Genomic DNA, 11,886 nt, shown 5'->3' on the forward strand with positions numbered 1-11,886 from the left:
GATCAAGCCCGACGGCGTCCAGCGCGGCCTGGTGGGCGAGATCCTCGGCCGCTTTGAGCGCAAAGGATTCAAGCTCGTGGGTCTGAAGCAGATCACCCCCAGCCGCGCCCTGGCGGAGCAGCACTACAGTGTCCACAAGGAGCGTCCTTTCTTTGCCGGTCTGGTCGACTTCATCACCTCCGGCCCTGTCGTCGCCATGGTGTGGGAAGGCGATGGTGTCATCGGCAGTGCCCGCAAGCTGATCGGTGCCACCAAGCCCCTCGAGGCCGAGCCCGGCACCATTCGTGGCGATCTGGCCGTCAACATTAGCCGCAACGTCATTCACGGTTCCGATGCTGCGGAAACCGCTGCCTTCGAGATCGGCCTCTGGTTTGAAGTCTCCGAGCTGAACGACTGGCCTCCTTCCGATCAGGAGTGGCGCGTCGAAGGCTGATCACTCAGTTTTCGAATCGATCCCAGCGGAAAGCCCCCAACAACGCCTCTTCGGCTGCGTTGGGGGCCTTTTTCATGACGCCGCCAGCCGTGAGCTCAGCTGTGATGGCAGCGAGGAGAACGCCATTGCGGTGGTGCCCGCAGGCCAACCACAGGCCGGGCAGCGGACCAGGGCCGAGCAGAGGGCCTTCGTCGGGTGTGCAGGGCCGGAACCCCCACCAACGCTCCATCGGGGGCCAGTTGGCTGCTGTTGGCAGCAGGCTGGCGATGCCCGTCTGTAGTTGTTTCTGGCCATCGGGCGTGAGACCTTCAGCAAAGCCGGCGTCCCGTTCGCTGGTGGCCCCCACCACGATCAATCCGTCTTCGCGTGGAACCAGATAGGTGCCGGGGCCGAAGATCACCCGCTTGAGTGCCTCCCGCGGCCCCTGCAGCGACAGCATCTGGCCTTTCACCGGGAACACGGGCAATTGCGGGACCAGTTGTTGGCTCCAGGCGCCACTGCAGAGCACCGCCTGCAGGCAGCTCAGTTGCTGCTGTTCTCCTTCGGCGCTGCGCAGATGGATGCCGCAGAGCTGTCCAGCGGAATCCCGCTCCAGATCAAGCACCTCGGCCCCTTCCATGAACTGCACGCCCAGGGACACACAGGCGCGCTCCAGGGCCCGCATCAATTGCCTGCGGTTGTCAATCTGGCCGTCCTGCTCGAACAGCAACCCGGTGCTCCACTCCGGCCCCAAGCCTGGGATTTCCCGCTCCAGCCCGGTGCGATCCAAGGTTTGTCCGAGGCTGGCGGTGGGGTAAGCGTCCCGCTCGATCGCTGTGCGGAACGGCACCACGATGCCGCTGGTGCGCAGGCCGCAGCCCAGGCCGCTGTCACCTTCAATCTGTGCCACCCAGCGAGGGATCAGCTCGAGGCTGGCTTGGCCCAGCTCCAACAACTCGCCGCTCAAGCCTTCGGCATGGGGCGCCAGCATCCCTGCAGCCACAAACCCTGCCGCTTCGCTGCGGTGACGGCTAATCACGGTTACGCACTGATCGCGACGGGCCAGCTGATGAGCAACGGCTAAGCCCATCAGTCCCCCGCCCAAAACACAGACGGTTGAGGCAGAGGCGGCAGTCATGCGCGAGAGAGGCCCTTCCTGGTCATGCTGTCAGGAGAGGGCTTCATCCCGATTCCATAGGATCCCAGAATCTGCTTCACATCACGGGCGCATGGCCGACGCAGCAACCCAACTGGCCTGGGAGGCCGTGATCGGTCTCGAGACCCACGTGCAGCTGGGAACGGACAGCAAAATTTTCACGGCGGCATCCACCACCTTTGGCGATGACCCCAACACCCACATCGACCCGGTGGTGTGCGGTCTGCCCGGCACCCTGCCGGTGCTGAACCAGAAGGTGCTCGAGTATGCGGTGAAGGCAGCGATGGCGCTGAACCTCAACATCGCTGAACACAGCAAGTTCGACCGCAAGCAGTACTTCTATCCCGATCTCCCGAAGAACTATCAGATCTCCCAGTACGACCAGCCGATCGCTGAGGAGGGCTGGATCCAGGTGGAGGTCGTTGAAAAAGGAAAGGACACCTACCTGAAGACCATCGGCATCGAGCGTCTGCACATGGAGGAGGACGCCGGCAAGTTGGTGCATGCCGGCAGCGACCGCCTGGCGGGTTCCACCCATTCGCTTGTGGACTACAACCGGGCCGGTGTGGCCTTGGCGGAAATCGTCAGCAAGCCGGACCTGCGCACCGGCCGTGAAGCGGCCGAATACGCCTCGGAGATCCGCCGGATCATGCGGTATTTGGGTGTGAGCGACGGCAACATGCAGGAGGGATCCCTGCGTTGCGACGTCAACATCTCCGTGCGTCGGGGGCCGGATGCGCCTTTCGGTACGAAGGTGGAGATCAAGAACATGAACTCGTTCTCGGCCATTCAAAAGGCCTGCGAGTACGAGATCAAGCGTCAGATCAAGGCCTACGAGACCGGTGAGCCGATTGTTCAGGAGACCCGCCTCTGGGATGAGGGTAAGCAGCTCACCAAGAGCATGCGCAGCAAGGAAGGGGCCAGCGATTACCGCTACTTCCCGGATCCCGACCTCGGCCCGATTGAGGTGAGTGCGGATCAGCGGGAGTCCTGGCGTGCTGAACTGCCCGAGTTGCCGGCCGCCAAACGCCATCGCTACGCTGATGAGCTGGGTCTTTCCCAGTACGACGCACGGGTGCTCACCGATGAGCGGCCGATGGCCGACTATTTCGAGGCCGTTGTGGGCGCTGGCGCTGACGCCAAGCTTGCAGCGAACTGGATCACCGGCGACATCGCCGCCTATTTGAACAGCAATCGGCTCAGCTACGCCGAACTGCCCTTCCGGCCTGAGCAGTTGGCCGAAATGGTGCAGCTGATCGATGGCGGCAAGATCAGCGGCAAAATCGCCAAGGAGATTCTTTCGGAGTTGCTCGAGAAAGGCGGCTCACCTAAGGCGATCGTCGACGAGCGCGGCCTCGGGATGATCAGTGATCCGGCGGCGATCGAAGCCATCGTCGATGAGCTGTTGGGGGCCCACCCCGATGAGGTGGAGGCCTTCCGCGGCGGCAAAACCAAGCTGCAGGGATTCTTCGTCGGACAGTTGATGAAGAAGACCGGTGGTAAGGCGGATCCCAAGCTCGCCAACCAGATTCTGAGCAAGAAGCTCAAGGGTTAATGAGCGGAGCAGCAGCCACTCCCGACGCCTGGAAGGAGTGGCTGCTGCAGAACCGGGATCGCGGCTGTGATCCTGAAGAGTTGATGCAGCCGGCCCTTGATCAGGGGTTTGCTCGAGACGCGATTGCCGCCGTTCTCCAGTCGTCCATGCCCGATTGGTTCGCCTGGTTCGAGGCTTCCCTCACCCGGCAAGAGTGCCGGCCTCGCGCCTGGCGGTTGGATACCTCACTGGCCCAGGTCTATGAGCTGCCAGGACTGCTCAGCCACGAGGAATGCGAGCAGGTGATCGACGCCATCAACGCGTCACTGCAGCCGTCAACGGTGACCCGCGTCAGCAGCGATTATCGCACCAGTCGCACCTGTCACTTGCGCCAGAACCATCCCCAGCTGGCGGCGAGCCTAGATCAGCGCTTTGCGACCTTGTTCGGCGTGGGTCCGCGCCTCTCGGAACCAATTCAGGGGCAGCGCTACGACCCCGGCATGGCGTTGGCCTGGAACAACCTCCAGGCCGATGGCACTCCCAACCCCATCACGCTGCATGAGGCCTTGCCCGTGGAGGCGGGCCAGAAATTGGGTAATCACCAAGTGGTTCCGTGCCGACTTCGGGCGTAATGGTTGATCAATTGAAGAATTCGTCCTCGTTGGATGGAGCTTCGATCGCTTGATGCAGCTCCTGAATCACTGACTTTCCATCGGAGGAAATCAAAACCATCGATTCGACTGTGGCGGGAAGCCCAAGCACTTTCTAGCCTGGAGGACCGCCCTGGAACTTGAATTCGAAGCCGTTGGCGTCCTGTTGTGTCAGGCAGGGGTTGTCGGTCGGGTTTTTAAACATGCAGCTGGCGGGGTGATACAGGCGTAGTCCTCCATTCGCTGCCGCGGCACTGCTGCGTGCAATGTTGATGGCGCCATTGCAGGGGAGGTCAACATCAGCCCACCAGAGATCAGGGATAGTCAGACCAGTGATGCCAAATGCATGAATCGTTGTTGCGCTCAGCTGCATTGTGGACACGAAGGGAGGATGTCTTGAACCCTGATTAGTTCTTCTGAGGTTGGTTCAGCAGATCCACGGCCTGGGCTTTCCAGACGCCGGGTTGGCCTCGATTGGCAATCACGTGGTCAGCTAAGCCGCGTTTTCGACTCAGGGGCCATTGCGCGGCGATGCGGGCTTGAGCCGCTTCAGGGCTCAGCCCGTCCCGCGCGATCAAGCGTTCGAGTTGCTGGGATTGATCGCAGTCGACCAGCCAGATTTCGCTGCAGAGCGACTCCAAACCCGCTTCGAACAACAGCGGAATCATCAGCACAATGGCTGGTGTCTTGGCATGGAGGCTGAGTGCTTCGTCGAAGAGCTCCCGCACGATCGGGTGAATCAGTTGCTCGAGCCACCACCTTTCAGCAGGGTCTTGGAACACGATGTGACCCAGGGCAGCTCGCTCGACGGCTGCGTCGTCCCCGGCTTGGACCGTGGACCCATACCGCTGCAGCACGGTGTTTGTGGCCGGGCGACCGGGTGCGAGGGCCTCTCTGGCGTATTGGTCCGCATCTAACACCGGCAGCCCTTGCTGCGCCAACCAACGGCCCACGCTGCTCTTGCCGCTTGCAATCCCGCCCGTGAGTCCTATGCGTCGTTGCGAGAACGTCTCGCCAGGCGCCATGGTGTCGGAGCAGGATGCACCCAGTGTCTCGCGGCGGATCAGCGGTGGCGATAGCTTCTTCTTGGCAACCGATCCAGGGTGGTGTGACGGCACCGAATGGGTTCCAGGCGGCAGGCATCGTGGCCGGCCTGAAGCCCTCGGGGAAGCCTGATCTGGCGCTGGTGCTAGCTCCGGATGCGGCTGTTTGTGCGGGCACCTTCACCACCTCCATGGTGCGGGCGGCCTGTGTTGATCTCTGCCGTGATCGCCTCGTCAGTCATGGCGGCCAGGCTCGTGCCGTGTTGATCAACTCCGGTCAGGCCAATGCCTGCACCGGGGATCGTGGTCTGGTCGACAGCCAGCGCGCCACCCAGGTACTGGCGGATCAGCTCGGCGTCGATGCGGAATCGGTGTTGATCTGCTCCACCGGCGTGATCGGTGTGCCGATTCCGATGACGACCCTTCTGGCTGGGTTAGCTCCTTTGGTGGAGGCCTTGGATGACGCGGGTGGAGATGCCGCGGCCAACGCCATCCTCACCACCGATCTGGTGGACAAGCAGGTGGCGCTTGAACTGGAGCTGGAGCGGCGCCGAGTGCGCATTGGAGGGATGGCCAAAGGCTCGGGAATGATTCATCCCGACATGGCCACGATGCTCGGCTTTTTCAGTTGTGATGTCGGCGTCGATGCCGGTGTCTGGCAGGGGATGGTGCAGCGTGTGGTGCAGCGTTCCTTCAACGCCATCACCGTTGATGGAGATACCAGTACCAACGACACCGTGCTGGCCTTTGCGGCAGGCCCACCGCTGGCCCAACAGCACCATGCCGTTCTGGAACAGGGCCTCACCAAGGCCATGCAGCAGCTGGCCCAGGCCATTGCCCGGGATGGTGAAGGGGCGACCTGTCTGATCGAGGTGCAGGTAGAGGGTGCGGTTGACGAGGCCGCCGCGTTGCGGGTGGCCCGCACGGTCTGTGGTTCGTCCCTGGTGAAGACCGCAGTCCATGGCCGGGATCCGAACTGGGGGCGGATCGTGGCGGCCGCAGGTCGCTCTGGTGTGTCCTTCGATCCGGATGCGGTTGCTCTTTGGATTGGTTCGCATCAATTGATGGCGGCCGGTCAACCCGTGGCCTTTGATCGCGCTGCAGCCAGCAACGTTCTGCGGCAGGAGCATGTTCCGATTCGCCTCTGCCTGGGGCATGGTTCCGGCTGTGGTCAGGCTTGGGGATGTGACCTTTCGGATCAGTACGTGCGCATCAATGCCGACTACACCACCTGAAGCTTCTGTTCTGGATCCCTGTCACAATCCGAGTCTCCGTCAGACCCATCCGTGGACAAGACCAGCTCCCCTGACGCTGCCGTTGAGGCCAAGGCACGTTTCTGGGTGGGCCCTCTGGTGGCTGGTTGTTGTTTCGCCCTTGGTTACGGCATCACCGAGCGGGTGCTGACGCTGCAGACCAATGCTCAGGACCCTGTCCCTGAGGCCTTCACACCGCTCGCATTTCCAGGGGATTCCCTGCAGAAGATTCGGGCCCGGTTCAGTGACGACGATCCATCCCTGCAAGTGGATGTCACAGCCCTAGAGGCCGCCGAGGCTGCGAGCCGACCGGCCAAGCCAGCGGTCAAGGAGACGCCCAAACCCGATTTGGCGCTGCAGACCCCCGAACCCCCGGTCTGGACGGCCCCAGCCTGGTCGGACCCCCAAACCATTGCCCCCGAGCTTGAGGAAGAAGACGGACCCGCCTCTTCATTAGCCCAGGAGCCTGAACTCGAGCTTGATGACAGCAACGCCGATTCCCTGGTGCTTTCTGAGGAGTCCATCGAGGTGATGCCTGCTGTGGTTGTTCCAGAAGGTGATTCACCGGTGTTGGTGGCTGAGCCGGAACCTGTTGTGCTGACTCCTGGCGCGGAACCCTTTTTCGAAGCCATTGAGCCCGTGACCCCGCCTCAGCCCTGATCTCCGGTTGGATCTGCCACAGTTGAAGCTGTCTGCAATCGGTCCATGGGCTCGTCGGAGGCCTTGATTCGTGCCACGGTGAACCGCGTCAGTGCGCGCCTTGGTCACGGCTTTGCAGACGCGGCAGCGGAGTTGGCGGTGCTGGCGCAAGACGCCCCACAACGGCTGCGCCAGGAATGGGACCTGTTTCAAGACGAGGTGCGTGCCGAAGCAGAACGGATTGAACGGGGTGATCAGGCCACGGTGAACACAGATGGGGCGTCGTCATCGGAACCGTCGGACAACCCACAAGTGGTCATCGATCGTCTTCGGGCCACGGTGGCTGATCTCAGCCAAGCGATCGAGGCACGCCCCTGATGCTTGGACTGCTGCGAGCGCTCCGCATCTGGCACGCTGTCCTGACGCTGCTGCTGCTGCTTTGGTGGGATGGCCAGTCTTGGACCTATCGCGGTGGTGTCACCGCCGAGCGTCGTGCGCGCCGTCAGCAACAGCGAGCCCGTTGGTTGACGGCTGAGCTGCTGTCTCTGGGTTCCGCCTTCATCAAGCTGGGGCAACTGCTCTCCGCCCGCCCAGATATCCTCCCTGCGGGCTGGGTGACCGAACTGGCAGCACTGCAGGACAGTGTTCCGGCCTTCAGTTTTGATCAGGTGCAGACCGTGCTCGAGCGAGAGCTGGGTCCGCGCTGTGCCGAGGTGATCGACCTCGACCCCGAGCCCCTGGGTGCTGCCTCGCTGGCCCAGGTACATCGCGCCAGTCTGCGCAGTGGCCGGCAGGTGGTGCTCAAGGTGCAGCGGCCTGGGCTCGATCGCCTGTTTCGCCTTGATTTGGAGGTGATGCAGCAGGTGGCAGCTGTGCTGCAACGCAATCCCAGTTGGGGGCGTGGTCGTGATTGGCGGGCGATGGCACGGGAATGTCGACGTGTGCTGCTGCGTGAGCTCGATTTCCGCGTTGAGGCGCAATACGCCGCTCGTTTTCGTCAGCAATTTCTGGATGACGAATGCATTAGGATCCCTGGTGTTATCTGGGAGTTGAGCACGCGCCGTGTGCTGTGTCTCGACTATCTGCCCGGCATCAAGGTCAACGACCGTGAGGCGTTAATCGAAGCCGGTATTGATGCGGTCGCGGTGGCTGAGGTGGGTGCAGCCAGTTATCTCAAGCAGTTGGTGCGGTTTGGGTTCTTTCACGCCGACCCCCATCCCGGCAACCTCGCCGTAGCGAGTGATGGAGCGCTCATCTACTACGACTTCGGGATGATGGGGCTGTTGTCAGACGGCTTGCGTCGACGTCTGGGAGCTATGGTTCGTGCTGCTGCTGCGAGGGATTCAGCGGCATTGGTGAAGGAGATGCAGGCGGCCGGGGTGATCTCCGGCGGCATTGATGTTGGTCCGGTGCGCCGTCTCGTGCGGCTGATGCTGCAGGGGGCCCTCACCCCACCGTTCACGGCCAATGTGATCGACAAACTCTCCGGCGATCTCTACGACCTGGTTTATGGACAGCCCTTTCGGCTGCCGGTTGAACTGATCTTCGTGATGCGGGCCTTGTCCACCTTCGAGGGTGTTGGCCGCAGCCTTGATCCCGCTTTTAGCTTGGTGGCGATCGCCAAGCCTTATCTCCTTCCACTTATGACCTCCAGCGGCTCCGGCAGCAACGATCTGTTCAACGAACTTGGCCGTCAGGTCGGGGCCCTCAGCAGCCGCGCTGCGGCCTTCCCGCGGCGTTTGGATGAAAGTCTGGAACGCCTGGAGCAGGGAGATCTTCAGCTCCAAGTGCGGCTGGGCGAATCGGATCATCAGTTCCGCCGGATGGCTCTAGCCCAGCAATCGATCGGCCAATCGGTCTTGCTCGGATGCCTGGCTTTGGCTACCGCCATTGTGGGTGCCAGTGCCCGCCCGCTCTGGTCAATTCTTCCGGCTGCGGCCGCTTTGCCGGTGGGCTTGAGCTGGTTCCGAATGCAGGTAAAGATCCGTCGTGATCAACGGTTGGAGCAGTTGCCCGGTCCAACCGTTAAACTTTCCTCGAAGGTCTGAGTCAGACCTTGCCGCAGAGACCTTGGCCAACAGCGCCAGCGTACACGGCCTGGCTGCCCAGCTCGTCTTCGATGCGAAGCAGCTGGTTGTATTTGGCGACCCGCTCGCTCCGGCTGAGGGAGCCGGTTTTGATCTGTCCGGCGCGGGTGGCGACGGAAAGGTCGGCAATGGTGGTGTCTTCGGTTTCGCCACTGCGGTGGCTGATCACGCTGGTATAGCCGGAGCGGCCTGCCAGGTCGATGGCTTGAAGGGTCTCGGTGAGTGAACCGATCTGATTCACCTTGATCAGGATCGAGTTTGCCGTGGCGCTGTCGATGCCTTGTTGAAGACGCTTGGTGTTGGTCACGAACAGGTCGTCACCCACCAGCTGCACCTTGCTGCCAAGGCGTTCGGTCAGCAGCTTCCAGCCATCCCAGTCGTCTTCCGCCAGGCCGTCTTCGATTGAAACGATCGGGAATTTCTCTACCAGTTGCTCGAGTTGGCCCACCATCTCGGCGCTGGTGTAGCTGCCGCCATCGAAGGCATAACGGCCGTTCTCGAAGAATTCGGTGCTGGCCACGTCCAGGGCCAGGGAGATCTGTTCGCCGGGCTTGTAGCCCGCCTTGCTGATCGCTTCCACCAGGATTTCGCCGGCTTCCGCATTGCCCAGATCCGGCGCGAAGCCGCCTTCATCGCCCACGGCGGTGCTCATGCCCTTGTCGCTGAGCAGTTTTTTCAGCGTGTGGAATACCTCGGTGCCCATCCGCAGTGCTTCGCGGAAGCTCGGAGCCCCGTGGGGCACCAGCATGAATTCCTGGAAGTCCAGGCTGTTGGCGGCATGGGCGCCACCGTTGATCACGTTCATCAACGGCACCGGCAGCAGGTTGGCCATCGGGCCGCCGAGGTAGCGGTAGAGGGGGATGCCCAGCCCGTTGGCAGCAGCGCGGGCGGTGGCCATGCTCACCGCCAGGATCGCGTTGGCTCCCAGGTTGGATTTGTTGTCGCTTCCGTCCAGCTCCAGCATCGCGGTGTCTACAGCCGCCTGATCCAGGGCGGAAAGGCCGCAGAGGGCCGGTGCGATCCGCTCTTCGATGTGGTTCACGGCCTGGCCAACGCCCTTGCCCATGTAGCGATCACCGCCGTCACGCAGTTCATGGGCTTCGTGGGCGCCGGTGCTGGCACCACTGGGAACGATGGCCCGTCCCATGGCACCTCCTTCGAGCAGCACCTCGGCTTCAACCGTGGGGTTGCCGCGGGAATCGAGCACCTCTCGGGCCACGATGGTGTCGATGACGAGGTCGAGGGAATCGATCACGTTGGGACGGACGCTTAACCCGGGGATCTTATGGGTCGCCCCTCTCTCTCGTGTTGTGACGAGTCATACCTGGCCAGAATGACGGCAGATTCATGCTGCACGACGCTCACCCATGCGGATGCTTCACACCATGCTCCGGGTCGCTGATCTGGAGCGGTCTCTGGGCTTCTACACCGAGGTCCTGGGCATGCAGCTTCTGCGTCGAAAGGATTACCCCAGCGGCCGCTTCACCTTGGCCTTTGTCGGCTACGGGTCGGAGAAAGACCACACGGTCTTGGAACTCACCCACAACTGGGACACCGACCGCTACACCCTGGGTGATGCCTATGGACATATCGCGCTGGGGGTGGAGGACATCCACAGCACCTGCGCTGGCATTGCCGACAAGGGCGGTCGTGTGGTGCGGGAACCTGGTCCGATGAAGCACGGCACCACCGTCATCGCCTTTGTTGAGGATCCGGATGGCTACAAGGTGGAATTGATCGAGATGTCCTCCAAAGCCCACGCCTGAAGAACCGGATGACTTCATCGCCAGCGTTGAACGGCAGCCTCACCCATGAGCCGGATCGCTTCAGCGACGCGGCCTGGGATCTGCTGCTGAGTGGTCAGGACGTCGCCCGTCGCTGGCGCCATGAGCAGTTGGACGTGGAGCACCTAATCCAGGTGCTGTTCACCGATCCCGCTTGCCGCCGCCTGGTGGAGCGCTTGCCACTCCCCGTCGATGCGCTCTTGGATCGCTTAGAGGATGTGCTGGTCGATCAGCCCTCTGGGCGAGGCGATGAGCTCTTCATCGGTGATGACCTGGAACAGCTGCTCGATTCGGCTGATGCCATCCGTCGGCGCTGGAGTGGCGACGTCATCGATCTGCCGGAAGTGCTGATGGCCATTGGTGTCGATCCGCGGATCGGCGCTGATCTGTTTGCCGGCTTTGGTTTGTCGGCAGATGCCCTGGAGCAGCTGATCCAACGGGGCATTGGGGCCTCCGTTCCACCCCAGCAGCGGTCGATGCCGTGGTCTCAGCCAGAGGTGCAGCAAGAAGCGCCCTGTCGTGAACGGGTGGCGCGAGTTCCGTCCTCCTCCCGTGTGGTGCGCGCGCCAGAGCCTGTCGCCCCCCAGCCACCCGCCCCTGAGGCCCCCTTGCAGGAGCCCCCCACGGCCTTGGAGTCATATGGGCGGGATCTCACCGAAGAGGCGGAAGCAGGCAACCTGGATCCGGTGATCGGTCGTGATTCTGAAATTCGCAATCTAATCAAGGTGCTCTCACGCCGGAGCAAGAACAATCCGGTGCTCATCGGTGAACCTGGTGTAGGCAAAACAGCGATTGCGGAGCTGCTAGCGCAGCGGATCGTGGCGGGTGAAGTGCCGGAGTCGCTGCAGGGTCAGCGTCTGGTGGCGCTGGATTTCGGGGCTTTGATCGCCGGTGCCAAGTTTCGTGGTCAGTTCGAGGAACGCCTGCGCTCGGTGCTCGAGGAGGTCAGTGGTTCCGATTCCGGGGTGGTGTTGTTCATCGATGAGCTGCACACCGTTGTTGGCAGTGATCGCAGCAGCACCGATGCCGGCAGCCTGCTGAAGCCAGCCCTTGCCCGGGGCGATCTGCGCTGCATCGGTGCCACCACACCGGAGGATTACAGACTCACGGTGGAAAAGGATCCGGCCCTCAACCGCCGCTTCCAGCAGGTGGTGATCCGGGAGCCGGATCTGGATTTGAGCCTTGAAATTCTGCGCGGCTTGAAGGAGCGCTATGAGCTGCATCATGGTGTCACCATCACCGATGAGGCCATTCAGACCGCCAACTGTCTCGCCGACCGCTACATCAGCGATCGCTGCCTGCCGGACAAAGCCATTGATCTGATTGAT

The 11,886-nt window shown here is 62.2% G+C and carries 13 protein-coding genes; 9 read left to right on the forward strand and 4 right to left on the reverse strand.

What is annotated here, in order from left to right; translation table 11 throughout:
* Position 1 precedes the first annotated feature (1 nt).
* A complete protein-coding gene (gene ndk, locus ACGVJ8_RS02895) occupies positions 2–433 on the forward strand; it encodes a nucleoside-diphosphate kinase (protein WP_392345400.1) in 432 nt (143 codons plus the stop codon).
* A gap of 4 nt (positions 434–437) precedes the next feature.
* Here the strand turns inward: ndk and ACGVJ8_RS02900 are convergent, their stop codons facing one another.
* Positions 438–1,550, reverse strand: a complete 1,113-nt coding sequence (locus tag ACGVJ8_RS02900; RefSeq protein WP_392345401.1) for an FAD-dependent oxidoreductase — start codon at positions 1,548–1,550, stop codon at positions 438–440.
* A 91-nt stretch (positions 1,551–1,641) separates the two neighbouring features.
* Here ACGVJ8_RS02900 and gatB point away from each other — a divergent pair, with 91 nt between their 5' ends.
* Both gatB and ACGVJ8_RS02910 read left to right on the forward strand, forming a co-directional pair.
* Entirely contained in the window at positions 1,642–3,123 is a 1,482-nt protein-coding gene (gene gatB, locus ACGVJ8_RS02905; RefSeq protein ID WP_392345402.1) for an Asp-tRNA(Asn)/Glu-tRNA(Gln) amidotransferase subunit GatB, read from the forward strand.
* Complete coding sequence (locus ACGVJ8_RS02910) at positions 3,123–3,734, forward strand: hypothetical protein (protein ID WP_392345403.1); 612 nt, start codon at positions 3,123–3,125, stop codon at positions 3,732–3,734. Before gatB ends, ACGVJ8_RS02910 begins: the two co-directional genes overlap by 1 nt.
* Positions 3,735–3,867: 133 nt before the next feature.
* Here ACGVJ8_RS02910 and ACGVJ8_RS02915 read toward each other — a convergent pair whose 3' ends face one another.
* Entirely contained in the window at positions 3,868–4,134 is a 267-nt protein-coding gene (locus tag ACGVJ8_RS02915) for a hypothetical protein (protein WP_392345404.1), read from the reverse strand.
* Between the two features lie 25 nt (positions 4,135–4,159).
* Positions 4,160–4,777 carry a dephospho-CoA kinase gene (gene coaE, locus ACGVJ8_RS02920; RefSeq protein ID WP_392345405.1) on the reverse strand — a complete coding sequence of 206 codons (618 nt, stop codon included), beginning with the start codon at positions 4,775–4,777 and terminating at the stop codon, positions 4,160–4,162.
* Between the two features lie 14 nt (positions 4,778–4,791).
* Here coaE and argJ point away from each other — a divergent pair, with 14 nt between their 5' ends.
* Genes argJ through ACGVJ8_RS02940 form a run of 4 tightly spaced genes read left to right on the forward strand, consistent with a single transcriptional unit; the run spans position 4,792 to position 8,735 of the window.
* Positions 4,792–6,030 (forward strand): bifunctional glutamate N-acetyltransferase/amino-acid acetyltransferase ArgJ, encoded by a 1,239-nt coding sequence (gene argJ / locus ACGVJ8_RS02925; RefSeq protein WP_392345406.1) that lies wholly within the window; start codon positions 4,792–4,794, stop codon positions 6,028–6,030.
* 51 nt (positions 6,031–6,081) lie between these two features.
* Positions 6,082–6,708 carry a hypothetical protein gene (locus ACGVJ8_RS02930; RefSeq protein WP_392345407.1) on the forward strand — a complete coding sequence of 209 codons (627 nt, stop codon included), beginning with the start codon at positions 6,082–6,084 and terminating at the stop codon, positions 6,706–6,708.
* Between the two features lie 45 nt (positions 6,709–6,753).
* Positions 6,754–7,065, forward strand: coding sequence for a hypothetical protein (locus tag ACGVJ8_RS02935; RefSeq protein ID WP_392345408.1), 312 nt, complete (start codon positions 6,754–6,756; stop codon positions 7,063–7,065).
* Positions 7,065–8,735, forward strand: coding sequence for an ABC1 kinase family protein (locus ACGVJ8_RS02940; protein ID WP_392345409.1), 1,671 nt, complete (start codon positions 7,065–7,067; stop codon positions 8,733–8,735). The genes ACGVJ8_RS02935 and ACGVJ8_RS02940 overlap by 1 nt, the downstream gene beginning before the upstream one ends.
* A gap of 1 nt (position 8,736) precedes the next feature.
* Here ACGVJ8_RS02940 and eno read toward each other — a convergent pair whose 3' ends face one another.
* Positions 8,737–10,029 carry a phosphopyruvate hydratase gene (gene eno, locus ACGVJ8_RS02945; protein WP_392345410.1) on the reverse strand — a complete coding sequence of 431 codons (1,293 nt, stop codon included), beginning with the start codon at positions 10,027–10,029 and terminating at the stop codon, positions 8,737–8,739.
* A 112-nt stretch (positions 10,030–10,141) separates the two neighbouring features.
* Between eno and gloA the strand changes: the two genes are divergently transcribed.
* Both gloA and ACGVJ8_RS02955 read left to right on the forward strand, forming a co-directional pair.
* Positions 10,142–10,540 (forward strand): lactoylglutathione lyase, encoded by a 399-nt coding sequence (gloA, locus tag ACGVJ8_RS02950; RefSeq protein ID WP_392345411.1) that lies wholly within the window; start codon positions 10,142–10,144, stop codon positions 10,538–10,540.
* Positions 10,541–10,548: 8 nt separating this feature from the next.
* On the forward strand, positions 10,549–11,886 hold a 1,338-nt coding region (locus tag ACGVJ8_RS02955), incomplete at its 3' end, for an AAA family ATPase (protein ID WP_392345412.1).

This window comes from Parasynechococcus sp. (assembly GCF_042954245.1).
Classification (GTDB): domain Bacteria; phylum Cyanobacteriota; class Cyanobacteriia; order PCC-6307; family Cyanobiaceae; genus Parasynechococcus.